The sequence below is a fragment of the Solibacillus sp. FSL W7-1436 genome, from assembly GCF_038007305.1.
Lineage (GTDB): Bacteria > Bacillota > Bacilli > Bacillales_A > Planococcaceae > Solibacillus.
Map to the genome: position 1 here is coordinate 146,259 of NZ_JBBOWV010000001.1, position 24,677 is coordinate 170,935.

Here is a 24,677-nt window from a genome sequence, read left to right on the forward strand (position 1 = left end):
TTGATTTATTTCAATCTTATTTTTTCGTTTTTTTCAATTTGTACAACATGACCGTCCTGAATAACTAAAGTCACTGTTCCATATTTAACTGATGCAACTGTATCTTTAATTTTTTCAAGCGTTTGGGTAATATCATTTGATTTCGTCATAATTAAATGCCTCCTAGTTTCAGATGACCTCTTGTACTCTTTCCAGCAAAACATTCCGCACTTTTTCGTTATAACCTAAATGTTTACATAAAATTACGGAAGATGGATCAAGGTCAAGCGCCCGTATTTTCTTTTCGATTCCTACACTTAAAAGTCCTGAAAACAATAAATAAGGTACAATAAAAACTTGCTTTATCTGCTTGGATTTCAGCTCAACTAATGTCTGATCAAAAGAAGGACCTGCACCATATAAAAAACAAGATTTCACTTCCCTGAAGCCGTAAGTTGCCTTCAGCTGTTCACTGATAATCGCCATATCTCTTACAACGGCATTGTCGCTGCTTCCTCTGCCAATCAGTAAAACTTCTGCATCTGCATTAATCGGCACCTGCTGTTCGACGATTCTTTCATAGACTGTCTCAATTAAAGCCGGGTGAATTCCAAAAGTGCGCCCGATTGTAAAATTCACATGAGGAAAGCGTTCTTGTGCGATCTTTATTTCGGCAGGTATATCTTCATTGGCATGCTGGGCCGTTAATAATAAAATCGGAACAACCGATATATGTGTTGCACCCTGATTGACACAATTTGCAATGCCTTCAACAATATTCGGCTCGACCAGCTCCAAGAAGGCGGTTTCCTGAATTTCGACTTCTACATAAGACTTTGTTTTTTCAAGAAAACGAACCGCTTCTTCCACCCCTTTTTTCAAACGTGTGCCGTGCCCAACATACAAAATTGCCTTCATCACAGTCACCTGCTTTACACGATTTTTTCCTTCAATCTTGTATCCTGTTGTACCGTTTGCTCATACCATGCTATCTTTTCACGTAATGCTACGACTTCACCCACGATAATGATGCTTGGATTTTTGACATCGTTTGCTCTGGCAATATCAACGATCGTCCCAAGTGTGCCTGTAATCGTCTGCTGTTGTTCAAAAGTTCCCATATGTACTAATGCAACTGGTGTCGATGCATCACGGCCATACGTTAAAAGTTGTCGGCAAATATATGGCAAATTGCCTACCCCCATATAGATGGCAAGTGTATCAATACCCTTTGCCAAACTCTCCCATTGGATGGAATCGTTTTTCCCTTCACGCATATGTCCTGTGACAATCGCAAAACTGGAGCCTAATTCCCGATGCGTTACTGGTATACCTGCATAGGCCGGAGCCGCAATGCCTGATGTAATTCCCGGCACGATTTCAAACGGTATGCCATTTTCCGCTAACACTTCCGCTTCTTCAGCACCACGGCCAAAAACGAATGGATCGCCGCCTTTTAATCGGGTCACCGTTTTACCTTGCAGTGCATGATGAACCAATGAAAGGTTGATATTTTCCTGAATCATTGCATGGCGGTTCGGCAATTTCCCGCAAAATATTAACTGTGCCCCGCGCTTTGCATAAGAAAGCAATTCATTGTTAATTAATCGATCATATAAAATTACGTCTGCTTCTTGTATACAACGCAAGCCTTTTACGGTGATTAAATCGACATCACCAGGCCCTGCCCCTACAATATATACTTTACCCATTAACTTACTCTCCTTTATAAAAACAAAAGTCCAAATATTCTTACAGTAAAACATATAATACATGGAAATTTTCTACAAATCAATAAAACCAAGTAAAAAAATATGAATAATTAGATTAATAGTACAAAACAATTATTTGAAAATTACTCTTAAAGTCTTTCATAAAAATAAGCTAAACAAATTCGTTTAGCCCATTTTTATGTTACACAACTTTATAGCGACCAAGCAGCTTGCGTCCTGCATATGCGAAAATCCGATCCATAATAAAGCCCATTAACCCAAGAACGACAAGCCCTACAAAAATCCAGTCTGTTTTAAAGTACAGTCGTGCATTCCAGATCATAAAACCGATCCCTTCATTTGCAGCGACCATTTCCGCACCGACAATCGCCATGAACGATGAACCCATTGCAAGCTTTGCACCTGTGAAGATGTACGGGATTGTTGCCGGAATAACGACATAAATAAGCGTTTGGAATTTCGAAGCCCCCATACTTTTAGCAGATAATAATTTATCATTCGAAATAGATAGGACCCCTGTTAATGTATTAATCGTAATTACAAAAAATGTTGCATAAACAATTAAAAATACTTTTGACGGTTCGCCAATCCCAAACCACAGCATAAATAGTGTAATGAATGCAAGCGGCGGGATGAAACGTACAAAGTTAATAACCGGTTCAAATAGTGCCCGCACAAACTTGTTCGTTCCTATAAGCAAGCCAAATGGTACAGCAATTAAGAGTCCGAGTGTCCATCCTGCCAGCACCCGTAAAAAACTGTATCCCATATAGAGAAACAACGTCCCATCACTGGCAATTTCAATTGCCCCGATTAAAGTTAAATATGGGCTTGGCAAAAACATCGGTTCAGAAAACATTGAAGCAATTTGCCATACGAGCAGAATAAATAACCAGCCGATAATACCGGACTGTAAAATCAATTTACCGATTCGGCTTTTCTTTTTTACCTTTACGACAGGTGCCACTTGCTGTCCTTTTTTTAGTTCAATCGTCGTCATAAGCTGCCTCCCTTAATTCTAAACAAAAGTTTTATTAAATCGTGAAGTCCTCAAAATGTGTCTGAACTTGCTTATAATGGTTGTTGAAATCGACACTTGTTATATCTCGAGGATAAGGCAGATTTACATCATAAGTCGTTTCGATTCGTGAATTCGGACCGACAGACATAATACCAATCTTCTGACCTAAAAGAATCGCTTCCTGAATGTCATGTGTCACAAAGATAACGGTTTTATTTGTTTCTTTCCAAATTCGAATGAGCTCATTTTGCATTGTTCGTCGTGTCATCGCATCAAGTGCCCCAAACGGCTCATCCATTAATAAGATTTCCGGCTCATTTGCCAAAACACGGGCAAGCTGTACACGCTGCTTCATCCCGCCCGACAGATTATCAGGAAACTTTTTCGCATGGCCAAGTAAACCCGTTAGCTTTATGAAAGTATTGGCTACCTTTTTTCGTTCTTCTGCAGGCACCTTCTTCATTTTTAAGCCAAATGAAATATTCTCCTCAACTGTTAACCAAGGGAACAATACTGAATCCGCTGACTGAAAAACGAAACCACGTCCATCTCGGTTTTCTTCACGAGAAGTCACAATTAGCAATTCGCCAACTGACATATCCAAAAATCCTGCAATAATATTCAGCAATGTCGATTTACCGCAGCCACTTGGTCCGAGAAGAACATAAAACTCGCCCTTCTTAATCGATAAATCTACATTTTTTAATACATATGTCGGATTTTCAATATCTGTTTGAAACGTTTTGGCACCATTTTTAATTACAATTGCTTCTTCTGTTATCGTATTCAGCATTGCCTTTTCCCCCTTAGTTAGTAAGTTACCTTGTCTTTCAATACTTGCTTCGCCGGATCTAGATACAGCTTTTCATCCAAATCAAAATCTTCATCCAAAATACCGCGCTCCAGCAAATACTCTTTCATGTTGGATAAATGTGTATAATCTTCCTTCGTAAAACCGAGCGTATAGTTCACTCGTTTTAAATCAAGCATTATATCTTCTTTTGCGATTTTCAACTCTTTATAGCCGATGTCAGCAGTACCTTCCGGATTCCCCTTTACATATTCAACTCCTTGTTCAATGCCTTCAAGGAACTCCCCGATTTCTTCTGAATTTGCTTCTGCAAATTTACGGTCCACAATTAAATAGCTCGATACACTTAAATCAGGTACAGTACTCAATCGGTCGATTTCATGCACACCATCAATATTCTTGAATTTCTCTATTAAAGCACCCGTTCCAATAACGACATCGATATCCCCTTTTTTCATTCCGACGATAGCTTCATCAGGTGTACTGTATGGTACATATTTAATGTCGTCCTCGCTAATACTGTAGTGCTCTAAATATTTAGCCCATTGGTATTCAGATACCGTTCCTTTTGCAACACCGATTTTTTTACCTTTAATATCCGCCGGTACTTCTATGCCCTTTACTGCCAAAATTTCCGACAGACTGACAGAGTTAAAGTTCTCATCGCTCCCTGTCAATGAAGAAACGACGACGAAATCACCTTTACCAAGTGAGTTCAGTAATGCATAATCCGCCGCCAACCCTGTATCTGCCTGCTTTGTCAAAACCGCGTTCACAGTATCGATTCCATAGGCAAAATTGGAAAGCTGTACGTTCAAGTCTTTATCTGCAAAATAACTGTTCGTAGCAGCGGCACGAATTTGGAATGAGCCCCCTGCTGCTGTATCAATCGCTGCCCGAATTGTCTTGCCTCCAGCATTGGCTGAATTGGCATCATTACCGCACGCCGCCAACATAAGCGCCATTACAAATAAGAGCAGTAAATGTATCGGTCCTTTTAATTTCATATTTTCACTCTTTCCATTAACAAACTATTTTTATTTTTTTACTCGGAATTAAGTTGTAATTTTCTTTGCCACTGTCTCATCATAACGTGCAACGCAGAGCGCTCCTTCTCCATAAGAAAAAGCTTCTTTAATTTCAGCAACCGAATGTGCACCGCCTTCTGCCGCATTCGGCACGCGGAAATCTTTTACATCAATCGGCTTAATCTCCACTTCAACCGGCGTTTCCAATTGAGGTACCCAATTGTACGGAACACGATATGCACGGTAAACCATATTCGATCCTCGTTCATTTTTGTAGGCAGAAATATATTCCCATACAATTTCATGGTCTGCCGTTACTTCAAAAATACGTCCATTCGAGCCTTCTGTAATTAGCGTATTGCCATTTTCCAAACGCTGTGCCGAACTTATATAAGGACTGTAGAATTTATAGGAATCCGTTGGTACCGAAAACTTCGCTTCAAGCCCAGTATATTGCCATACAATTTCAAGTGTAACCGGATCGATTTCCAAAATGCGGGAATGATCGCGGATGGCTACTTTATTACCGTCAACCGAGTTTGGATTCGGTGCGCCGTATCCTCCCCAGCCTCCGTTGTCAAATACTAAAACATTGCCCTCACCCGGCAAACCTTTTGGGATGATATGTGCATGATGCTGTCCGATAATCCATCCTAAATGTTTTGTCTCCGGTGTGTCATAATCCGGTCCAATCTGCCATACGATTTTCCCTGTTTCTTTGCTTGTAATCGCGATAATATTTGCCTCACGCGCATCCCATATAATATTGTCCGGATGGAAACGCTCATCACCATTATCATAATGGCGATTCGGACCAACTAATGAAATGGAATTAATGTGAAGCCAGTCGCCTGAATGATTACCGAAGAAACGTCGATTCGGTTCTTCATAAATCGCCTTTTTTGCTTCCTCACTAAAGTTAAGCTCATCGAAATGCTCATGTGCGTTCCATTCCCATACGATATTGCCTTCCCAATCGACCTCAATAAATGCATCATCCAATAATGGGTGTTTGGAGATTTTTTCGTTCGCTACATCACGGTGAACTAAAATCAATGTATTTCCACCTGTTGTTTGCGGCTCCTGACCTGGTGCCGGATAACCTACAGGGCTGCCAGTACGCTGATAGTCGTGGTGTGCACGTGCAACCCATCTTGCCTCATGACCCGGATCTTCAATAAACTGATGCTTATCAAATTTCCATACAACATTACCTTCAAAATCAATTTGCACTAAATCGCCCTCATCTTGGAAACCATACTGTGGATCACGATTAAACGTGTGCCCAAGTACAAAACCACCTGGAAATACTTTGTTCGGGAAGCCGCGTAGCCCTTTCCATAAATGAACTTCTTTCCCGTTCATATCAATCAGTAATGCCCCTTCATTTGCTGCCTGAAAAATTGTATAACCGCTTGCCGCCTTTTCAGGATTGTAAACTGTTGCCCCTGTCGGATGAATTGTTGGATTTCCCATATATACCGCTCCCTTTTCATTATTTTTTCAAGTTAACCGTGTATTTTATGTTTTAATAAATTACCATTCAATAGTTATCAATTGCTTGCTTTGTTTAAATTCCATTCCTCCTTCCAAGACAACCTTTTAACAAAGGTTAAAAAGAAAAGGCACTAAAAATACAGCCTCCTCCAATGTGTTTGGTGAGAGAAACGTATTTTTAGCGCCTTTAGTTGTCTAATCAGCACTTTATTAAATTAAATTTTAAAGTGGTAGTTCACTCCTTCAATCCCTAGTAAACTACTTAACTTTAAAAGTATTAACAGTATCGTACCGATTTAATTCTTATTCGTCAAGTAGGTTTTTAAAATAATTTAAAATTTTCGGAAAACTAATGAAAAAGCACTGAACTTGGTTTATACAAATTCAGCGCTTTCTCTCAGTTTTCATCCTTCTGTTTTCTTGCTACAAAAACAAGCAGGAAAAGCATGAACATAGTCATTACCAAAAATACAATGGCATCCCAAAACGCGGCACGGTCACCTGCTCCGAGAAGATTCATATAGATCGTCATATACGTATAATAAAGCTGTGGCACAAAATACATTACTGCCAAAATTAACGTTAAAACAACTCCAACTATGTAGAACACACTATACAGGCGAATCAAATTCCATTCATTTTGGAATATTTCTTTATGATTTTCTCCATCTTTCCGATGTTTTTTAAATAAGGAATTCAAATAGATTCTGCCGTTTTCCATCAAGTTATAACAGCCTGTTATATTTTCCACAACATAATAAACATCAGTTTTCATATAGAAGCAGCATTGATAAATAAATTTAATGAAAATATCCAACACGATGATTCCAAGAACTCCTGTAATACCCGCACCTGGGAAAAGTAGCATTATACCGAATGAAAGGGATAGAATTACCTGCTCAAAAGATATTCCGGCAAGGTACAGGATATTTCTTTTTTTGGGATCGAGCTTCCAGGCTTGAGTGAGGTCTGTTTCAAAGACTATAAATATGAGTCGGTTGCCAATACTTAATTTAGCCGGTAAATCATGTGCTCGGATCGCAAGAATATGTCCGAACTCATGAATTAAAATCAGCACTAAAGAAATTGATAAATACATCAGGATATTCAGCACCATAGAATCGAATAGGAATATATCTTTGTAATGAGGAAAAAGTTCCGGGTTCAATATGAGAATGATGATGTTTGCAATGAGCAGCAGCAAGTAAATCTTGTTCATTGCTCCATTAAAAAATAGACGCCCCACCGATTGCGGAATCCATAAGAAACCGCCCGAACGTGATGTGGATTTAGACTGCTCTTTTTTAACGAGCACACCATCCACTTCTTGAACAAGTCCTAACTCCAACAGCTGTTCAACAAAATCAACAATATCCACTTCTTCATCTGGATATGAATTTTTTAATGCATGTTCAATGGAAACGAGCTCCTCACCTTGTTCCAAACGTTTGATAGCATCAACACCAATCTCAGGCAATTCAAAGAATTCACCGGAAATCGGCTCTTCTACGATATAATGTTTTTTATCTTTCCGAATGGATAACGGATATAACGTTATTACGGATTGTAAGGATACCTTCAATATATAGCCTCCTCTTTAAATTAAAATAGGATGCTATAATTATAGCATCCTACTATGTACTTACTTAAGGTTTCGGAATTAAGAAACACCAGAAGCAAGTAACCTTAATTTTATTTAGTTTACGAATTTTCATTTTTCTCCCCTCCCTTTCAAGCCCATACCTTTACTGTATGTTTTAGAAATTTTCACCCAATCAGGGTAAATCTGTTTAAATAATTTTACCATTTGAGGATCGAATTGGCTACCTTGTCCCTCGAGAATTCGTTGATATGCTACTTCAAATTCAAGTGCAGGACGATACGATCTGGATGAAGTCATTGCATCAAAAGCATCAGCTACCGCAGTAACTCTAGCTAAAAAAGGAATATTTTCTCCAGCAAGCCCGTCCGGATACCCTTTACCGTCCCATCTTTCATGGTGATGAGTAATTACATCTATATTATCTGCAATACCTTCAACATCCCGGATAGCTTCTGCGCCCACAACAGGGTGTGTCTTAATAATATCAAATTCTTCATCCGTTAACTTCCCGGGTTTGGTTAAAATAGCATCCGGAATATTCACTTTTCCAATATCATGTAATAGACAGGCATAATAATAATTATTTAATTCAGATGGTTTAAATTTTCCTGTAGCCTCAGCCATGTTCATTGCATAAGCAGCAACTCTTTCACTATGTCCCCGTGTATACGGGTCCTTCAACTCTAACGTTGCAATAACACCTTTTACAATACCTTCCAACTGTTCGTCATATGAATACTTTAATGCTTTAATATAATTTAAAATTCGATGTAATAGAATAAAAGCAATAGTAGAACACACAATCATAATAATTATCGGAAACATAACTACGGGATCCTGTATAAAAAGTCCTACCAAAGTATATTTAATAATCAAACCAAACGATACATAATATGTAAATTTTTTAGTTACAAATATAGGTGAGAAAAGGATAAATATAATTTCTACTAAGTTACCGCTAGTATACGCAAGAGAACTATCTTTATAATACATTATATCTGAAAATAAATTAGTAGAAAAATAACCAAAAAATATAATATATTTAACAAATTCTGTTTTATCTTTTTTAATTAAGTAAATGGAAATAGGGATAAGTCCAATTATTATTCCATACTTAATAAACATAAAGTCATACCATCCGGAACTACCTGTATCAAAATCCAACCAAGCAAACTTAGGAAAAAGATCGTAGTATAATATATCATATACAAAAAATACGACAAAAAATAACCATAAAAATAGTACTGTTGAATTCTTTTCTTCTTGTATAAATGTAGTTTTCTTCATTTTTTACCTCACAATTAAATTACCAATCAATAGACCTTATGTTCCACATATCATTATAACACGAGATTGGTAATTAGTTCTATATATCCATGATTTAAATTTCTCATTTTTTTGTTTTTTTACTCTTTTAACCAAAATATATTCACTTTGTACCTATTATCTATAAAAACGGAAATTTATTTACTGTTTTTTCAATAAGGCTATCTTAACAATATTCCTATATACCCTGCAACACAATTCCTAATTTCAATCATTTCTATTAACTTGGGTTCATTTAAAAACTCTAATAATAACTAAACCAAAAGTCTCACTTCAATAAAACGGAATGTATCCCCTTAAAATAAAAAGACCTAATCTTAAATGTCGATTAGGTCTAATCTTATTGATTTAAATATTAAAACGGGTATTCCCTTGGGTCTGTCTGAACAGAAATCCATTTTGTCGTTGTAAATTCATGGATTGCCCATTCGCCGCCATATCGGCCTAAACCTGAAGCTTTCTCTCCTCCGAAGGCAACGATCGGTTCATCATTGACTCCCTGATCATTGACATGAATCATTCCTGTAATAATCTGTTTAGCCACTTCAACACCATGTTCTGTTGTACCGGCATGAACGGCGCCGCTCAGTCCATAGTCACTGTCATTGGCAACGCGAATTGCCTCTTCCTCACTATCTACAACGATTACACCTACAGCAGGTCCGAATATTTCTTCCTGGGCTATCGGCATATCATTCGTAACATTCGTTAAAATAGTAGGAGCTAGTACATTACCTTTCACTTCCCCTTGAAGGGCGTATTCTGCTCCTTTTTCAATACTCTGGTCAATTAATCGTTGAATTCGGACGATTTGTTTATTATTAATAAGCGGACCGACAACCACATCATCATTTTTTGGATCCCCGTATTTAATTTTGGATGCTCTATCCACAAATGCTTTTATAAACGTCTCGTATACCGGGCGTTCAACAACAATCCGATTCAGAGACATACAAATTTGTCCGCTGTTTAAAAATTTACCGAAAGCGGCAGAAGCAGCTGCTCTTTGAACATCAGCATCTTTCAAGACGAGCATGACATTGTTTCCGCCAAGTTCTAAAGCTACACGTTTTAAGTTTCTTCCGCATACCTCTCCAATATGGCGCCCTACCTCTGTAGAACCGGTAAAAGAAATGATTTGAGGAATAGGATGCTCAATAAATGCATCTTTAATTTCAGATGAGCTACAAACTGTAACATTTAACAACCCTTTAGGAATGCCGGCCTCCTCAAAAATTTCAGCTAAAATAAGTCCACCTGAAATCATCGTCTGCAGATCCGGTTTAAGTACAACTCCATTCCCCGTTGCTAAAGCAGGTGCAAGGGAACGCATCGTTAAATGGAACGGGAAGTTAAATGGACTAATAATCCCCACTACCCCAGCCGGATTGTGATACACTCGGTTCTCTTTCCCGGGAATAATGGATGGCATGATTTTCCCGTGCATCCGGAGAGGAAACGTAGCAGCCTCTTTCATAATGCCAATTGCACCACTAATTTCGATATTGGCTTTTGTATGGGAAGCCCCATTTTCCTCCACTAAAATCTGCACGATTTCTTCTCTTTTCCGCTCTACAATCTGGGCAGCTTTTTCAATGATTGCTTGTCTTTGATAGGCATTGATCTGTTCCCATTCTTTTTGTGCTTCTTTGGCCGCTTGATACGCCTCATCTATATCTTTTTCATTTGCCAACCGAATTTCCGCAATCGTCTCCTCATTGTAAGGATTCTGGTCTACATATACTCTTTCGCTGTTTCCTTCTCTCCATTCGCCACCAATAAACTGCTTATTCCACTTTTTATTCATTGATATCATCCTTTCCAACGATAGCTGAGGTAAAACTTTTCTGAAATGCCATACATCTTTCCTTAATGCATGTACATATATCACTTAGTACCCTTGATTCGTCATTTTATTACTACCTATATCATTTTCTTTTATTAAAATCTCTTCTACATAGAGATTTTGTCCCGTTAGTATAAGTGAAAATACTTACTATATACGTGTGTTATCAATGCATGGCCAAATACACATTGAAATAAACTAATAAACGTACTATTATTGCTAGTAATATATTGGGAATATTACTTAAAAATAGTAAGGAGGACCATATGAAATTCCGTGTATTATCCGTTCAATTTCACCTTCATACGATACGATTATTTGAGGATTTTGCCCGGCAAGAAAACCATTGCGTGCGGGCTTCGCTTAAATTCAAGAGGACTTTTCTTTTATTGCCCAGTTTTTTTCAACGCGGCTGTTTTCAATAGATAACGATAGGATGGTTACAGGGGATATAGATGCGGCAAATTTTTATGATGTGCACAATAAGGGCTCAGTAACTACATGGCGTGAACTTCGTACGGATTTTTACAATCATCGGGAAAGCAGTTTTATCTATGTATCATAAACAGTTTTATGTGTTTCGAGACAACAAGCCGATCCTTGCGACAATCCGGAATTACACGCCTGCAGATTTTAATGCCCTTATCCTTATTCAACAAGAGTGCTTTCCTCCCCCATTCCCTTCAGAGCTATGGTGGAGCGAAGAACAGCTTATCAGTCATGTAAAACATTTCCCTGAAGGTACACTTTGTATTGAGGTGGATGGGCGGCTCGTCGGTTCCATGACATCCTTGCTCGTTGATTTTGACCCAGACAATCCCATACATACATGGGAGGACATAACGGATAATGGCTATATTCGTACTCATGATCCGAATGGCGATACGCTTTATATTGTCGACCTTTGTGTAAGTCCTGCTTATCGCAGTTTAGGGCTTGGCAAATGGCTCATGCTTTCGATGTACGAAATTGTCATTGAGCAAAAGCGCATGCGTCTGCTTGGTGGCAGCCGAATGCCGAATTATCATCACTATGCCGAACAGCTTACACCAGAAGCATATATTGAATCCGTGGTGCTTGGTGAAATACACGATCAGGTCATTTCGTTTCTATTACGCTGTGGTCGCATGCCGATACAAGTTGTACCCCATTATTTAGAGGATGAAGAATCGCATCATTATGGTGTGCTAATGGAATGGCGCAATCCTTTTATCCAAATCAAGGAGACTTATTAATGGTGCAAAAGAGCGTATGGAACTGGTGAATTAATAGTAAATATTATTATATCAATCGTGCATTCGGATTTTCTGTTACTCACAAATAAAGCACTTCAGATTGTTAGTAATACAAAATCTGAAGTGCTTTTTAATTATTTTGTCCTGGTAAATCAGAAAAAGCAGATTAAAGCGGAACTTCTTGGGGAATTTTAGGCTGTATATTAGGATTAACCGGTCGTTTTAAGCCAAGGTTTTCACGTAATGTCGTACCTGCATACTCCGTTTTAAATAGTCCCCGTCGCTGCAGTTCTGGAATTACGAGTTCAACAATGTCATTGAATCCTTGCGGGAAAGTTGGTGCCATTATATTAAAGCCATCAGCTGCATCATTCTCAAACCATTCCTGTAACTGATCGGCCACTTGGCTTGGCGTCCCCACAATTTCGCGGTGCCCGCGAGCCCCTGCAATATTGTTGTATAATTCCCTCAAAGTCTTTAAATCTTTTGCTTCTACAATACCTTTTACAATATTCGCTCGAATATTCGGGTTCGTGCCGTCAATTTGCTGACCATTAAAATCTGGAATTGGCCCTTCAAAGTCGTGCTTTGATAAATCTACACCCGTAAAGCCGGATAAATAAGCCAACCCTACTTCTGGCGTAATATAGTTATTTAATTGCTGGTGTTTCGCAATGGCTTCCTCTTCTGTTTCAGCTACAACAATGAAAGCTCCTGGCAATATTTTAAGATCTTCAGGATTACGGCCATATTTTGCTAAACGCCCCTTAACATCTTTATAAAACGCCTGAGCATCCTCCAGTGTTTGCCATGCAGTGAAAATAACTTCAGCTGTTTTCGCTGCCAGCTCTTTTCCTGCCTCCGAAGAGCCCGCCTGTATGATTACCGGATGGCCTTGTGGTGTGGAAGGTGCATCGAGTGTTCCTTTCAGTTTAAAAAATTTCCCCTCATGATTTATTTCAGTCACTTTGTTTAAATTGTAATAACGACTACTTTCCTTATCAATAACAAGTGCCTCTTCGTCTATCGAAAACCATAGCTTCTTCACTACATCTACAAATTCATCGGCACGCTCATAACGTTCCGCGTGTTGATAGTGTGCATCACGTCCAAACAGCAATGCTTCTCGTTCATTGGCTGATGTTACAACATTCCAGGCTGCACGGCCTTTTGATAAATGATCAATTGCCGCAAACTTACGCGCTACATGAAATGGTTCATTGTATGATGTTGTTAACGTTGCTGTTAAACCGATATTTTTCGTGACAGCCGCTAATGCAGAAATAATCACGACCGGATCAAGCTTCAATCCCGAGTGTGCATTTTCTAATATTGGCTGTCCAAATACATCAGCAAAAAATAAATTATCAAACTTCCCGCGCTCCGCAATTTGCGCAATTTCTGTTAAATAGGCTAAATCTGTTACTTTACGCACTTCGGTTTCAGGATGTCTCCAGCTTGCAACATGGTGACCCGGAAGATTGATAAACGCACCTAAACTTAATTGTCTTTTTGTCATTATAATATTCTCCTTTTTCGTTGAATTTAGTTAAAAGCTTTATTTGGCATATGGATTGTATTCATTTGTGAACAGATTCTCTAACTTCACTTGTCCTTTTTGTAAATCACCATTCTCCAATAACCAGTCGATCCAGATTTGAAATTCCTTTTCTGCAATGTGACCGCCTGTTTCAGCAATCCCTGTACTTTTCCAGTATTTTAAATTTTCCGTTGTTTCATTACCTTCTCGTGCAGAAACAATTTCCTCAAATTTCGCAATGACTTCTTCACGGGGCGTCGTTCTAGCCCATTCGATTGCTTTTGATACACCTTCTACAAATGTTTTGATTGTGGCCGGATTTTCTTCAATATACTTTTCAGTAAAAAAGAATTCGCCTGCTGTAAATTGGCCAAATAAATCGGTATCTTTAAATACCGGATAAATGCCGCCCGTTTCCAAAGCGCGTTCTTTCCCGATACCACTAAGTGCTACAACATCGATTTGACCAGCCCGTAATATCTGCTCTGCACTTGCGCCTGGTACAACAACTAATTGAACTCCCTGAATTTCGGCTTCTGTTAAACCGCCATCACGCAAAAATTGTTTCACTGCAAATTCAGAGTGTGCTCCTAATGTATTCATTCCAATTTTCTTGCCGATTAAATCCTTCGCTGTTTTAATGCCACTTTCGTCCAATGTGTAATAGCCGATAAATGTATTTTCATCACTACCGTAAGAACCTACAACCGATTTAATCTTCACCCCTTGTGCATAAGATTTAATAATGGCGCCGTTAAATGCTGAACCGAAATCGGTTTCGCCTGTTGCTGTTAGTTGAATACTTTCTGGACCGCCGACCATATCACTTACTTTTTCCAGCTCTAAATTCCCCAGATAACCGAGGGACTCCGCTAATTCCGGAAATATTACATTTCCCGGGGTGCTTTGATATTGAATAACCCGATCTTGACCATTTGCGCTTGCCGTGCTATTTGAATCTTTACTTGAGCATGCTGTTAAAGCGCCCAGACTTGCACTCAATACGACTAATAACAACCAAATCTTCTTCATGCTACGATTCCCCTTTTCCTTTTTAAAGAGCATATACATTAGAAAACGAATAAAATTAGTAGGTTTTAATGAAAAATAAAATACTCACTGTTTCCAACGCGAGAAGTAGCGCTCTGCACCGGAAAGACCATAGTTAATCAATAAGCCTAATAATGCGATCGTAATAATGCCCGCATACATTTCCGCAATCAGGAAATTATATTGCGAATACGTAATAAAATAACCAAGCCCCGCTTTTGCACCAATCATCTCGGCAGCAATCAATACTAAAATCGCACCTGTCCCCGCCATACGAATACCAGTAAAAATTGTCGGAACCGATGCAGGTAAAATAACTTTATAAAACAGTTTAAATGAGGAAATATTCATTGAACGTGCTGATTTAATTAATAACGGATCCACACTTTTTACAGCAGAAATAGTATTTAATAACACTGGCCAAGTACATGCATATAGCACGATTGATATTTTGGAAACTTCACCGATTCCTAACAATAAAATAAATACCGGTAACAACGCTAATGCCGCTGTATTACGGAATAATTCCAGGATTGGTGTGAATAATTCTCTCGCCAGCGGATACCATCCTATTAGCAGACCTAGTGGTATCGCTATAATTAATGCCAAAGCAAAGCCAAAAAGTGAGCGTAAAATACTCGCTTCGAAATGTCTCCATATTTCCCCTGTTATAAGTAAGTCGTACCATGCTCGAATGACCTCGGTAAATGGCGGTAAAAACGTCTTATCCACTAAACCTAATTGTGGAGCCAGCTCCCATACCATTACAAACAAAATAAGTACGATTGATTTCTTAAAGGCTTTTGCTAAGAACGAAAATGATTTTCCGGAAGCCCTATGTCGTTTACTCGGTTCTTCGAGTTGCGTCGGTTTATTTATTGTTACCATCTAAAACCCTCCCCTTCTTAAATATGTGCACCTTGATATTCCGGCTCATGCAGTAAGCTCCATACCTCATGCCTTGCTTTTACGAATGCAGGATTTGATTTAATATCTGCGTCTGCTAAACGATTGTACAGTGGAATATCTATAATTTTTTTGACAGTTCCCGGATTGGCTGAAAGAACAACAACCCGTTCTCCTAAGTAAACTGCCTCATCAATTCCATGTGTAATAAAAATAATTGTCTTACCCGTCTTCTTCCAAATGCGCAATAATTCCGTTTGTAATGTTTCACGAGTTTGTGCATCTAATGCGGCAAACGGTTCATCCATTAATAATACATTCGGATTGAATGCTAAACTCCGCGCAATAGCTACACGCTGCTTCATCCCCCCTGATAATTCATGCGGATAGCGATCAGAGTAATTTTTCAAGCCTACTAACTCCAAATAATAATCGGTTCTCTCTTGCCACTCCTTTTTCGGAATACCTTTCGCTTCTAACCCAAATTCAATGTTGCCGCGTGCTGTTTTCCATGGAAATAATGCATACTGTTGAAAGACAATCCCACGGTCCAGTCCTGGTCCGCTAATTTCACGACCATCAATAAGAATTCTGCCTTTTGTCGGATTCGTTAAACCTGTCAGCAAATCGAGTAATGTAGATTTCCCACAGCCACTAGGTCCAACTAAAGTAAGGAATTCACCCTCTTTTACCGAGAAGTCAATGCCTTGAATAGCGGTAAACTCTCGTTGTGCCCCTTTTTTGTTTTCATCACGAACTAAGAAGTTTTTGGAGACTTGTTCAAACTTGATTTTTTCCATTGTTCAACCTCCATTCATATTATTCCAATTAAAATAGTATGTTTATTTGATAAAAATTTTTATGATCTTCCACTCACTCTCAATTCGTCAATCCTCCTCCCGGCTAAAACAAAAGGCTCCCTTATCAATTAGATAAGGGAGCCTCTAGTATCTCTAGTGAGCTTGCTGAATCATATATTTGAATTAATCATAAATAAAACTGGTTTAAATGTCAACTAGTTTTATTGGAATTATCAGATTACTTTTCAGGACTATACTTGGAGTCCGTTAATTATAAGCCAGTCTGGTTTTTTCTATCCATCAACTTAATGTATTCATCCAAATAGACCTTTTCCGCATTCGAAGCTCGATCCAATGTATTCATAGCGCGGTGCCATAATGGATAAACAGGTTCCAGTGCTGTCAGGTTATTGATTTGTGAAATATCGTCGTTTGTTAATTTTAAATTATATGATGCAATATTTTGATGTAATTGTTCTTTCGTTCTTGGAGACAGGATAATTGAATCTACATTTGGTCGATCGCGCAGCCATGCGAGAACAACTTGCGGTACTGTCGCTTTATGTTTAGACGCAACGTCTTGCAATAAATCAATTAGATTATAAAACAAATCCGGATTTTTAATATATGTTTCCGGCCAGCCGTTCTCTTGTCTTGTACCTGGTTCGAACATTTTGTTTCTTGTAAATTTACCTGTAAGCAGCCCTTCACCAAGCGGAGATCTAATACTATTGGCAATGCCCAATTCTTTACCTGCCGGCAAAATTTCGTACTCTGCTTCACGAGATTCTGGTGTGTAATAGATTTGCTGCGCAATTGGCGGTATCATATTATTTTCTACTGCCCATGTATGTGTCTTAGCAAGCGCCCAGCCATTGTAGTCGGCTACTCCCCAATGCCGGATTTTCCCTTTTTTAATTAATTCATTCATCTCCTGAACAGTTTCACTTACGTCTACTTGGCCATCCCAGCAATGTACATAATATAAGTCAATATAGTCTGTACCAAGCCTTTTTAATAAGGTATCTATCGATGAATCAACGTTGATTAAAGCACCCGTATCGGTTGGTTTATCAATTAGCTGGAATCCTGTTTTACTGCTGATGATCATATCCTGGCGTTTATCTTTTATCGCTTTGCCAAAAATAACTTCCGCATCACCTTTTGCATACATGTTCGGTGTATCAAAATGGTTTATGCCCTGATCCAGTGCATAATCCACCATATAATTCGCGGTTGTCTGGTCCACTGCACCCGCTTCTTCAAGACCATTTGTACTGAACATTACCGCACCCAATGCATATTTAGAAACTTTCAAATCTGAATTGCCAAATAAATTATAATTCATCTTTATCCCTCCTATGCATTGTGTTTTCCCATGTTCTCCATTAAATAAAACATTGTAATGTCTTTACATGATAGATTGTGCAACCGCTGAAATCCTTTGCGGTATCTGAAGAAGTCAAAAAAAAGTTGATTCATAGAAAAATTCGGGTAAGAAAAAAGAGGTGACTTGTCTGTACTGGGGCAATAAGTGAATGGACATCCCCCTTTTTGTTAAATTAAATCATTGGAAGGAAGTGTTTGAGATGAGTAAGAAGAAAGAAATTAAAAAATTAAAAGATCATGCATTCGCTGATCTTTGTTTAATCGAAAAAGAATTTCAGCAAATTGTAAAAAATACTTCGAATAAATCAGGTGCTTTTAAATGGGTGGACCTCTTGAGCGATTATGAACTGGAAGAATTTTACGGGCGCCGCAGGGACCGAAAATATGCAACGCTCACAGTCGAATTGTATTCATTAACTGAACAACTGCTAAAAGACATTTTTAAAGTTTATTTTAAGCATAAATATAAAAATAAGTCCGACATGAATATTATTCTTGATTTAGAAAGAAAACTGGGAGATCACTTAACCTTCAAGAATAATACTAAGTTATTGGCGAACCTCAGAAGCTGTATTGTTCATGAAGAATTCTCTTTAAAGTCTGCACGAAAAAGAATAAATATAAAAAAGAAAAATAGAATCTTATTTAAACAATTGATGAAAGATGTTGACCTGTATATTGAAAATATCGCATTGAAATGACTTTATGCGAAGTTGGATTCTATCGCCGGTAATATTAATCATAATCCGTTCAAATGAAAAGGTCAGCCAGAATTACTGGTCGACCTGTTTCATGGGAGTATTCACTCCAAAATCTCAGGTATTTCTAAAAAGCTCTCAGCAAAATAAACACCTTTTTTTTGTTTATTTTTTGTTTCCTTTAATCTAATTGTGACAGATCTATTGAATTGCTTTGGATTAAAATAATAGCAGAGGTCTGTCTCCGGACAATAAATACAGTAAAGATCAATTTGTGATTTATCGACATCCTGGATTTGAACACCATTTTTAGTCGAGTAACATTGTTGAAACTTTACATACATCGTTCCGTTTTCATTCATATTACGGTACTTAACTTGTATTCGCCAAAATTGTTGATCTTTATATGCAACGATATCAAAAGGCGCATGCTCTGTTTGTGGCAGCAACACCAAATATCCTTTTTCAAACAAATCTAATTGGCTTTTTAATACCGCTAAATCTCCTTTTGTCTTTGTATGATGAAAGTACATGCAACCACCTCCAATAGGAACATTTGTTCTTATTTTAAATTACTAATTGATTTTTTGCAAAAAAAAAAAACCATCAAACCTGTTAATTCAAGTTTGACAGTATTTATACGTCCCAGGAGGGATTCGAACCCCCGACCGACGGCTTAGCTTACCACTATAGTTTTCACTACTTATACAGACGTATAATTTGTTGGTCTGGACTATAACTTCACCATTTCAGGTGCGACACGTTTAGTCTCTACGGAACCTCCCGCAATTTCTTGCAGCAAACATTTTACCTGCATAAAGCCATTCAAATGTTCTCGTTTCCTCGGTATTGCCATCAGCATAATCTGTTAAGGGTTTACCGATACGGTGTCGTCCACTTTATACGTTCATTTTCCGTATAAAGGCTCCTATTTACTTAAAGGCCGTTGCTCTATCCTGCTGAGCTACTGAGACAATTTCTTTAAACCAATTGGTAATAAAGACATTTTTTATTATATGTTATATTATATTTAAAGTCAACAAACAAATTAAACAAAATTATTATTTAACTAAAATAATTTTCCATTCGCTAAATTTTGTATTAAAAAAGTGAAGCCCTCATTACTTCAAGGCTTCACATTATTAATTAACGCTCATAAAACAATTCATCGATCAAATTATTATTATCGTCATAACATTGTAATGTAAAATGTGTGGAAGTTATTGTCAGAGTCACAAATGACTTTTCTTCGTTCCGGCGTGGCTTCAGTAAGCTGCCCGGATTGATAAATAATATGTCGTCAATATATTCTGCACCAAGGATATGTGAATGGCCAAAACATACAATTTGTGCGCCAACTTCCTTTGCGCGGTAAATCAGTTTCATCGGAGAGTTTTTCACATCGTATAAATGCCCGTGTGTCACATACACACGATCTCCATTTACCTGAAACAGCATCTCCTCCAAATAGTTATGGTCATGATCACAGTTCCCTTTCACACGCTCCACTCCCTGCAGAGCAGGATGTGAATACGGCAGTTCACTATCACCACAATGGATCACTTTATGCGCATCTGGATGGTAGCCCTTTACACGTTCAATGATTTCCTCGTCACCATGTGTATCACTCATAATCAATAGCTTCATTCGTATCCACATCCTTTACATTTCTATACTTAGTTTGACAGCATTGAAACGAAAATTCAATCGTAGTTAAACATTTTTTTACAGTTCCCAGCAATTCCCGAGATTGCTATTTCAGAAATTCCGCTAATTGTAATGCCAGTTTGCGAATGGCATTACCTCGGTGTGAAATGGCACCTTTTTCTTCGGCAGACAGCTCCGCCATATGTTTTTCCAAAGCAGGCACATAGAAAATCGGGTCATAGCCGAATCCGTTTGTCCCCTTCTTTTCATGTGCAATTACACCTTCACATGTACCGAATACTGTTTTTGTTTCCATATTCGGACCTGCAATTGCCAATGCACAGCAAAAACGCGCTGTACGTTCGTCTTCAGGTACGTCCTTCATGTTTTCCAGCACTTTCACCATATTCGCTTCATCGTCATGATCGCCGGCATAACGTGCTGAATACACACCAGGTTCACCGTTTAATGCATCGATCGCTAAACCGCTGTCATCTGCAATCACGATTTTGCCAAGCATGTTCGCTAATGTTTCCGCTTTTAAAATTGCATTTTCTTCAAAAGTTGTACCTGTCTCTTCAATTTCCACATCAGGAGCAACGTCAAACATTGTGACAACTTCATAGCCGAATGGTCCGAATAATGCTTCAAAGTCTTTCGCTTTTCCTTTATTCTTTGTTGCGATTACTACTTGTTTCATTATGCTTCCGCCTTTCCGATCAAGTTTGCGATGTCGCCTAGTGCTGTTTTTTGTATTTCGATTAGCTGTGCAATTCCCGCTTCTCCCAAATCAAGTAATTCATTCAGTTCTGAACGGCTGAATGTCGCTTCTTCGCCTGTACCTTGCAACTCCACAAATTCGCCGGCACCTGTCATAATAACGTTCATATCGACTTGTGCTGCTGAATCTTCCACATAGTTTAAATCCAAGACTGCGCCAATGTTTTCTAGTTTTCCGACACTCGTTGCAGCTAAATAATCGGTTACTGGGAATTTTACGAACGGCTTGTCAATACCAAGTTTCGCAATTGCCTGTGTCATCGCTACAAAAGCTCCTGTAATCGATGCAGTACGCGTTCCGCCATCTGCCTGGATCACATCACAGTCGATCCATACTGTTTTTTCACCCAGCGCTTCTAAATCAACGACAGCACGTAATGCTCGGCCGATTAAGCGTTGAATTTCCATCGTGCGGCCACTTACCTTCCCTGCAGAGCTTTCACGACGTGTGCGTTGCTCTGTAGCGCGTGGCAGCATGGAATATTCAGCCGTAATCCAACCTTTACCTTGTCCACGTAAAAAACCAGGTACTTTCTCTTCAATCGTTGCATTACAAATCACCTTTGTATTACCAACTGTTATTAATACCGAGCCTTCCGGATGCATTAAATAATTATTATCAATTTGAACTGGACGTAATTCATTCACAGCTCGTAAGTCATGTCTAGTCATTCGTGACCTCCTCAATTTGTTCGCGCACTTATCTTATCACAATTTAAGGAGGGTCTAAAGCAGAAAAGCAAGACATAGAAGGAAAAAGCTCAAATTAGACAAAATGCCTAATTTGAGCTATCAACTATTTTTGGAATGTAATTTTACGGATATCCAATTCACCTTTTTCCAGCCAACGTTCTGCTATGGAACGGAAAATCGGCACGGATCCAGATGCATGCAGGATATGCTGCGGCGGTTTTTCGTCTGTACGTAATTGTCCTGTATAACTTAAAATCGCTTCGACATCTTTAGCCGTTTCTTCGGCAGATGACAGGACGTGAACTTGTGAGCCTACTGCTGCCTCAATTTGCTTTTGTAATATAGGATAATGTGTACAGCCTAAAATGACTGTATCAAATCGCTCATCTTCAAGCGGCTTTAACCCTTTCGCAACGAGGTCATACGAAAATTGGCCTTCGTATTCGCCACTTTCAACAAGTGGCACAAATGTCGGACAGGCAAGTGGAATTATTTTCGCTTTTGTCGATAATGATTTCACCGCTTCTTCATATGCGCCGCTTTTGATCGTGCCTTCTGTCGCTAATACGACAACTTCATTGCGCTTTGTCTTTTTTATGGCCGCTCGTGCCCCTGCATTAATAACTCCTAAAACCGGAAATGGCATATGTTTTTGCAGACTTTCCAATGCAACGGCAGTCGCAGTATTACATGCAATGACAAGCATCTTCACATTCATCTTTTCGAGTGCTTTTGCCATCTCCCATGTAAAATTGCGGACTTCTTGCTTTGTGCGTGGCCCGTAAGGACATCGCGCCGTATCACCTATATAATAAATTGTTTCATTCGGCAAAAGCTCCATAATTGCCTTTGCTACTGTTAATCCGCCAACTCCGGAATCGATAACACCAATTGGGGCATTCACTTGTACCGCCTCTATCCTATTTCATTAATAAATGTAGTTTTTGTAATGTTCTTGATAATTGTTCAAACTCTTCTGCGTTAAATTCCTGGGTAATATCCCGCAAATAATTTTGACGCTTTAAAATAACTTCCTGGATAATTCTTTCGCCTTCAGGTAAAAGATGAATCCGTACAACACGTCGATCATTTTCGTCACGGACACGCTGTACCAATTCATTTTTCTCCATCCGGTCCACTAAATCTGTCGTTGTCGAAAATGCTAAATACATCTTCGTCGACAAGTCACCGATCGTCATATCACCTGATTCATGCAACCATTGCAATGCAATAAATTGCGGAGGTGTAATCGTATAATTGCTTAAAATTTCCCGACCTTTTTGTTTAATTAAGTGTGAAATATATCTCAGTTCTTTTTCCAGGATTGCTACAGATTCAGAGCTATGTGTGCTTTGATCTTTCATCTACTCCATTCACTCCTCGATGCGTTTCATAGTTCTATTTTGAAGTTTTTTTTATAAAATAGCAAGCATCGAATCAGTAAATCGACAATTCCTGTAGTCTCAATAACTCAAGAATCGCTTGCGTACGACTTGATACACCCAGCTTTTGAATCGTATTGGAAATATGATTACGAACGGTTTTTTCACTAATGCCTAGCTTAGTTGATATTTCCCGCGTTGAATAGTCCTTTATTAATAGCTCAAAAATCTCGCGTTCTCTTTTTGTTAACAGCGAACGATGCTGCGGACGATTCATTTTGCAACACCCTCCTATCCTCTTCTTTGTACATTATGTCGAAAATACAAAGCAGGTGAGGGCATTTAACTATTTCCCAAGCAATAATTTTTTTTGCTCTTCGAGTAAAGGGACACCTTTCCCCGTATTACTGCTTAATTGTACAAGCGTTCCGCGCCCTGTATAGCATACTTCATCTTTTTCATTTTTCACCAAATAATGCAAATCCATGGAAGATGTGCCGATTGATGCGGTTTTAACAAAAATTGTCAATTCTTCATCGAAGAAAACTTCTTTCAAATAGTCACACTGAATATCTGCCACAACGAGCATATTTCCCGTTTCCGATCCTGCAGCAAAATCAAATCCTAATGCTTTAAAATATTCGATGCGTGCATATTCAAAATAGGCAAATACTTTTGTATTATTCACATGCCCGTACATATCTGTTTCCGAAAACCGCACCTTTACCTTTGTAGAAAATGAAAACCCTGCCATCCATTCTGTTGCATCCTGAATATATGTAGCTCGCATGAAAAAACCCCCTTTGTTTAATTCCATCATCATCCCCTGATAATGAATACTCATTCATTATAGCATAATTTGTAAGAAATCTGAAAGTGATCCAAAACAAAAAGACCCTCACCAAGGTGAGGGTCAATTATATTCATTCGATTAGTCAACCATGTGGTCAGAACCGAAGAAGTTTTTGAACATTTGAACTGTAGTTTCACGGTTAAGTGCTGCGATAGATGTTGTTAAAGGAATACCTTTTGGACAAGCAGCTACACAGTTTTGAGAGTTACCACAGTTTGCAAGACCACCGTCGCCCATGATTGCATTTAAACGCTCGTCTTTATTCATTGCACCTGTTGGGTGTGTATTGAATAAACGTACTTGTGATAATGCAAATGGACCGATGAATGATGCTGATTCAGAAACGTTTGGACATGCTTCCATACAAACACCACAAGTCATACATTTTGATAATTCATAAGCCCATTGACGTTTGCGCTCTGGCATACGTGGACCTTCGCCTAAATCATAAGTACCATCGATTGGTACCCATGCTTTAACTTTCTTAAGTGCGTTAAACATGCGCTCACGGTCTACTTGTAAGTCACGGATAACCGGGAAAGTTTTCATTGGCTCTAAACGAATTGGCTGAGTTAACTTGTCTACTAATGCTGAACAAGATTGTTGCGGACGTCCATTGATTACCATTGAACATGCACCACAAACTTCTTCCAGACAGTTCATATCCCATGATACTGGAGTCGTTTTTTGACCATCAGCAGTAACAGGATATTTTTGAATATGCATTAGAGCAGAGATAACGTTCATACCAGGACGGTAAGGAACTTCAAACTTTTCAACGCGTGTAGCACCATTCTCATTGTCTTGACGAACGATTTCTAACTTAACTGTTCTACCAGTATTTACTGTTTCCACTGTTT

Annotated in this window: 26 protein-coding genes; 2 read left to right on the forward strand and 24 right to left on the reverse strand. The window is 38.6% G+C overall.

From position 1 onward, the window contains the following. Positions 1 to 5 precede the first annotated feature (5 nt). The 10 genes from MKX73_RS00710 to MKX73_RS00755 all read right to left on the reverse strand — a co-directional run bounded on the left by MKX73_RS00710 (position 6) and on the right by MKX73_RS00755 (position 10,805). Positions 6 to 149: a YezD family protein gene (locus tag MKX73_RS00710; protein WP_079528197.1), complete on the reverse strand. Its 144-nt coding sequence runs from the start codon at positions 147 to 149 to the stop codon at positions 6 to 8. A gap of 19 nt (positions 150 to 168) precedes the next feature. After that, positions 169 to 897, reverse strand: a complete 729-nt coding sequence (locus MKX73_RS00715) for a sirohydrochlorin chelatase (RefSeq protein WP_340715879.1) — start codon at positions 895 to 897, stop codon at positions 169 to 171. A gap of 14 nt (positions 898 to 911) precedes the next feature. Beyond that, positions 912 to 1,691: a uroporphyrinogen-III C-methyltransferase gene (cobA, locus tag MKX73_RS00720; RefSeq protein ID WP_340715880.1), complete on the reverse strand. Its 780-nt coding sequence runs from the start codon at positions 1,689 to 1,691 to the stop codon at positions 912 to 914. 202 nt (positions 1,692 to 1,893) lie between these two features. Next, the gene (locus tag MKX73_RS00725; RefSeq protein ID WP_340715881.1) at positions 1,894 to 2,712 is read right to left on the reverse strand and encodes an ABC transporter permease; all 819 of its coding nucleotides are present in this window, start codon (positions 2,710 to 2,712) and stop codon (positions 1,894 to 1,896) included. A 34-nt stretch (positions 2,713 to 2,746) separates the two neighbouring features. After that, positions 2,747 to 3,526: an ABC transporter ATP-binding protein gene (locus MKX73_RS00730; RefSeq protein ID WP_340715882.1), complete on the reverse strand. Its 780-nt coding sequence runs from the start codon at positions 3,524 to 3,526 to the stop codon at positions 2,747 to 2,749. A gap of 17 nt (positions 3,527 to 3,543) precedes the next feature. Continuing rightward, a complete protein-coding gene (locus MKX73_RS00735) occupies positions 3,544 to 4,551 on the reverse strand; it encodes an ABC transporter substrate-binding protein (RefSeq protein WP_340715883.1) in 1,008 nt (335 codons plus the stop codon). Between the two features lie 48 nt (positions 4,552 to 4,599). Then, positions 4,600 to 6,048 carry an aryl-sulfate sulfotransferase gene (locus MKX73_RS00740; RefSeq protein ID WP_340715884.1) on the reverse strand — a complete coding sequence of 483 codons (1,449 nt, stop codon included), beginning with the start codon at positions 6,046 to 6,048 and terminating at the stop codon, positions 4,600 to 4,602. A 418-nt stretch (positions 6,049 to 6,466) separates the two neighbouring features. Beyond that, on the reverse strand, positions 6,467 to 7,651 hold the full coding sequence (locus MKX73_RS00745) for a PqqD family protein (RefSeq protein WP_340715885.1): 1,185 nt from the start codon (positions 7,649 to 7,651) through the stop codon (positions 6,467 to 6,469). A 129-nt stretch (positions 7,652 to 7,780) separates the two neighbouring features. Next, positions 7,781 to 8,959 carry an HD-GYP domain-containing protein gene (locus tag MKX73_RS00750; protein ID WP_340715886.1) on the reverse strand — a complete coding sequence of 393 codons (1,179 nt, stop codon included), beginning with the start codon at positions 8,957 to 8,959 and terminating at the stop codon, positions 7,781 to 7,783. A 394-nt stretch (positions 8,960 to 9,353) separates the two neighbouring features. Beyond that, on the reverse strand, positions 9,354 to 10,805 hold the full coding sequence (locus MKX73_RS00755; protein WP_340715887.1) for an aldehyde dehydrogenase family protein: 1,452 nt from the start codon (positions 10,803 to 10,805) through the stop codon (positions 9,354 to 9,356). A 593-nt stretch (positions 10,806 to 11,398) separates the two neighbouring features. Between MKX73_RS00755 and MKX73_RS00760 the strand changes: the two genes are divergently transcribed. Further along, positions 11,399 to 12,079 carry a GNAT family N-acetyltransferase gene (locus MKX73_RS00760; RefSeq protein ID WP_340715888.1) on the forward strand — a complete coding sequence of 227 codons (681 nt, stop codon included), beginning with the start codon at positions 11,399 to 11,401 and terminating at the stop codon, positions 12,077 to 12,079. Positions 12,080 to 12,245: 166 nt separating this feature from the next. Here MKX73_RS00760 and MKX73_RS00765 read toward each other — a convergent pair whose 3' ends face one another. The 5 genes from MKX73_RS00765 to MKX73_RS00785 form a co-directional block, all read right to left on the reverse strand. After that, a complete protein-coding gene (locus MKX73_RS00765) occupies positions 12,246 to 13,598 on the reverse strand; it encodes an LLM class flavin-dependent oxidoreductase (protein ID WP_340715889.1) in 1,353 nt (450 codons plus the stop codon). 39 nt (positions 13,599 to 13,637) lie between these two features. Further along, the gene (locus MKX73_RS00770; RefSeq protein WP_340715890.1) at positions 13,638 to 14,651 is read right to left on the reverse strand and encodes an ABC transporter substrate-binding protein; all 1,014 of its coding nucleotides are present in this window, start codon (positions 14,649 to 14,651) and stop codon (positions 13,638 to 13,640) included. An 84-nt stretch (positions 14,652 to 14,735) separates the two neighbouring features. Beyond that, a complete protein-coding gene (locus tag MKX73_RS00775; protein ID WP_340715891.1) occupies positions 14,736 to 15,557 on the reverse strand; it encodes an ABC transporter permease in 822 nt (273 codons plus the stop codon). Between the two features lie 17 nt (positions 15,558 to 15,574). Next, entirely contained in the window at positions 15,575 to 16,375 is an 801-nt protein-coding gene (locus MKX73_RS00780) for an ABC transporter ATP-binding protein (RefSeq protein ID WP_340715892.1), read from the reverse strand. Positions 16,376 to 16,646: 271 nt separating this feature from the next. After that, the gene (locus MKX73_RS00785) at positions 16,647 to 17,723 is read right to left on the reverse strand and encodes an aldo/keto reductase (protein WP_340715893.1); all 1,077 of its coding nucleotides are present in this window, start codon (positions 17,721 to 17,723) and stop codon (positions 16,647 to 16,649) included. A 241-nt stretch (positions 17,724 to 17,964) separates the two neighbouring features. Between MKX73_RS00785 and MKX73_RS00790 the strand changes: the two genes are divergently transcribed. Next, complete coding sequence (locus MKX73_RS00790; RefSeq protein ID WP_340715894.1) at positions 17,965 to 18,465, forward strand: nucleoside-diphosphate sugar epimerase; 501 nt, start codon at positions 17,965 to 17,967, stop codon at positions 18,463 to 18,465. Between the two features lie 101 nt (positions 18,466 to 18,566). Here MKX73_RS00790 and MKX73_RS00795 read toward each other — a convergent pair whose 3' ends face one another. The 9 genes from MKX73_RS00795 to sdhB all read right to left on the reverse strand — a co-directional run bounded on the left by MKX73_RS00795 (position 18,567) and on the right by sdhB (position 24,672). Then, positions 18,567 to 18,995: a group I intron-associated PD-(D/E)XK endonuclease gene (locus MKX73_RS00795; RefSeq protein WP_340715895.1), complete on the reverse strand. Its 429-nt coding sequence runs from the start codon at positions 18,993 to 18,995 to the stop codon at positions 18,567 to 18,569. 613 nt (positions 18,996 to 19,608) lie between these two features. Further along, positions 19,609 to 20,109: a metallophosphoesterase family protein gene (locus MKX73_RS00800; protein WP_340715896.1), complete on the reverse strand. Its 501-nt coding sequence runs from the start codon at positions 20,107 to 20,109 to the stop codon at positions 19,609 to 19,611. Between the two features lie 106 nt (positions 20,110 to 20,215). Next, positions 20,216 to 20,809, reverse strand: a complete 594-nt coding sequence (locus tag MKX73_RS00805; protein WP_340715897.1) for an XTP/dITP diphosphatase — start codon at positions 20,807 to 20,809, stop codon at positions 20,216 to 20,218. Continuing rightward, entirely contained in the window at positions 20,809 to 21,561 is a 753-nt protein-coding gene (gene rph / locus MKX73_RS00810; protein WP_340715898.1) for a ribonuclease PH, read from the reverse strand. Before rph ends, MKX73_RS00805 begins: the two co-directional genes overlap by 1 nt. A 124-nt stretch (positions 21,562 to 21,685) precedes the next feature. Further along, positions 21,686 to 22,486, reverse strand: coding sequence for a glutamate racemase (gene racE / locus MKX73_RS00815; protein ID WP_340715899.1), 801 nt, complete (start codon positions 22,484 to 22,486; stop codon positions 21,686 to 21,688). A 16-nt stretch (positions 22,487 to 22,502) separates the two neighbouring features. Further along, positions 22,503 to 22,946 (reverse strand): MarR family winged helix-turn-helix transcriptional regulator, encoded by a 444-nt coding sequence (locus MKX73_RS00820; RefSeq protein WP_340715900.1) that lies wholly within the window; start codon positions 22,944 to 22,946, stop codon positions 22,503 to 22,505. Between the two features lie 73 nt (positions 22,947 to 23,019). Beyond that, entirely contained in the window at positions 23,020 to 23,241 is a 222-nt protein-coding gene (locus MKX73_RS00825) for a helix-turn-helix domain-containing protein (protein ID WP_008405041.1), read from the reverse strand. A 69-nt stretch (positions 23,242 to 23,310) separates the two neighbouring features. Then, positions 23,311 to 23,754 carry an acyl-CoA thioesterase gene (locus MKX73_RS00830; RefSeq protein ID WP_340715901.1) on the reverse strand — a complete coding sequence of 148 codons (444 nt, stop codon included), beginning with the start codon at positions 23,752 to 23,754 and terminating at the stop codon, positions 23,311 to 23,313. Positions 23,755 to 23,895: 141 nt separating this feature from the next. Then, positions 23,896 to 24,672 carry a succinate dehydrogenase iron-sulfur subunit gene (gene sdhB, locus MKX73_RS00835; protein ID WP_008405039.1) on the reverse strand — a complete coding sequence of 259 codons (777 nt, stop codon included), beginning with the start codon at positions 24,670 to 24,672 and terminating at the stop codon, positions 23,896 to 23,898. Between the last annotated feature and the right edge of the window lie 5 nt (positions 24,673 to 24,677).

What these genes read in the sequence shown, in the direction of transcription:
- MKX73_RS00710 (WP_079528197.1), bottom strand. Translation starts at nt 149, where the DNA reads ATGACGAAATCAAATGATATTACCCAAACGCTTGAAAAAATTAAAGAT.
- MKX73_RS00715 (WP_340715879.1), bottom strand. Translation starts at nt 897, where the DNA reads ATGAAGGCAATTTTGTATGTTGGGCACGGCACACGTTTGAAAAAAGGG.
- cobA (WP_340715880.1), bottom strand. Translation starts at nt 1,691, where the DNA reads ATGGGTAAAGTATATATTGTAGGGGCAGGGCCTGGTGATGTCGATTTA.
- MKX73_RS00725 (WP_340715881.1), bottom strand. Translation starts at nt 2,712, where the DNA reads ATGACGACGATTGAACTAAAAAAAGGACAGCAAGTGGCACCTGTCGTA.
- MKX73_RS00730 (WP_340715882.1), bottom strand. Translation starts at nt 3,526, where the DNA reads ATGCTGAATACGATAACAGAAGAAGCAATTGTAATTAAAAATGGTGCC.
- MKX73_RS00735 (WP_340715883.1), bottom strand. Translation starts at nt 4,551, where the DNA reads ATGAAATTAAAAGGACCGATACATTTACTGCTCTTATTTGTAATGGCG.
- MKX73_RS00740 (WP_340715884.1), bottom strand. Translation starts at nt 6,048, where the DNA reads ATGGGAAATCCAACAATTCATCCGACAGGGGCAACAGTTTACAATCCT.
- MKX73_RS00750 (WP_340715886.1), bottom strand. Translation starts at nt 8,959, where the DNA reads ATGAAGAAAACTACATTTATACAAGAAGAAAAGAATTCAACAGTACTA.
- MKX73_RS00755 (WP_340715887.1), bottom strand. Translation starts at nt 10,805, where the DNA reads ATGAATAAAAAGTGGAATAAGCAGTTTATTGGTGGCGAATGGAGAGAA.
- MKX73_RS00760 (WP_340715888.1), top strand. Translation starts at nt 11,399, where the DNA reads ATGTATCATAAACAGTTTTATGTGTTTCGAGACAACAAGCCGATCCTT.
- MKX73_RS00765 (WP_340715889.1), bottom strand. Translation starts at nt 13,598, where the DNA reads ATGACAAAAAGACAATTAAGTTTAGGTGCGTTTATCAATCTTCCGGGT.
- MKX73_RS00770 (WP_340715890.1), bottom strand. Translation starts at nt 14,651, where the DNA reads ATGAAGAAGATTTGGTTGTTATTAGTCGTATTGAGTGCAAGTCTGGGC.
- MKX73_RS00775 (WP_340715891.1), bottom strand. Translation starts at nt 15,557, where the DNA reads ATGGTAACAATAAATAAACCGACGCAACTCGAAGAACCGAGTAAACGA.
- MKX73_RS00780 (WP_340715892.1), bottom strand. Translation starts at nt 16,375, where the DNA reads ATGGAAAAAATCAAGTTTGAACAAGTCTCCAAAAACTTCTTAGTTCGT.
- MKX73_RS00785 (WP_340715893.1), bottom strand. Translation starts at nt 17,723, where the DNA reads ATGAATTATAATTTATTTGGCAATTCAGATTTGAAAGTTTCTAAATAT.
- MKX73_RS00790 (WP_340715894.1), top strand. Translation starts at nt 17,965, where the DNA reads ATGAGTAAGAAGAAAGAAATTAAAAAATTAAAAGATCATGCATTCGCT.
- MKX73_RS00795 (WP_340715895.1), bottom strand. Translation starts at nt 18,995, where the DNA reads ATGTACTTTCATCATACAAAGACAAAAGGAGATTTAGCGGTATTAAAA.
- MKX73_RS00800 (WP_340715896.1), bottom strand. Translation starts at nt 20,109, where the DNA reads ATGAAGCTATTGATTATGAGTGATACACATGGTGACGAGGAAATCATT.
- MKX73_RS00805 (WP_340715897.1), bottom strand. Translation starts at nt 20,809, where the DNA reads ATGAAACAAGTAGTAATCGCAACAAAGAATAAAGGAAAAGCGAAAGAC.
- rph (WP_340715898.1), bottom strand. Translation starts at nt 21,561, where the DNA reads ATGACTAGACATGACTTACGAGCTGTGAATGAATTACGTCCAGTTCAA.
- MKX73_RS00820 (WP_340715900.1), bottom strand. Translation starts at nt 22,946, where the DNA reads ATGAAAGATCAAAGCACACATAGCTCTGAATCTGTAGCAATCCTGGAA.
- MKX73_RS00825 (WP_008405041.1), bottom strand. Translation starts at nt 23,241, where the DNA reads ATGAATCGTCCGCAGCATCGTTCGCTGTTAACAAAAAGAGAACGCGAG.
- MKX73_RS00830 (WP_340715901.1), bottom strand. Translation starts at nt 23,754, where the DNA reads ATGCGAGCTACATATATTCAGGATGCAACAGAATGGATGGCAGGGTTT.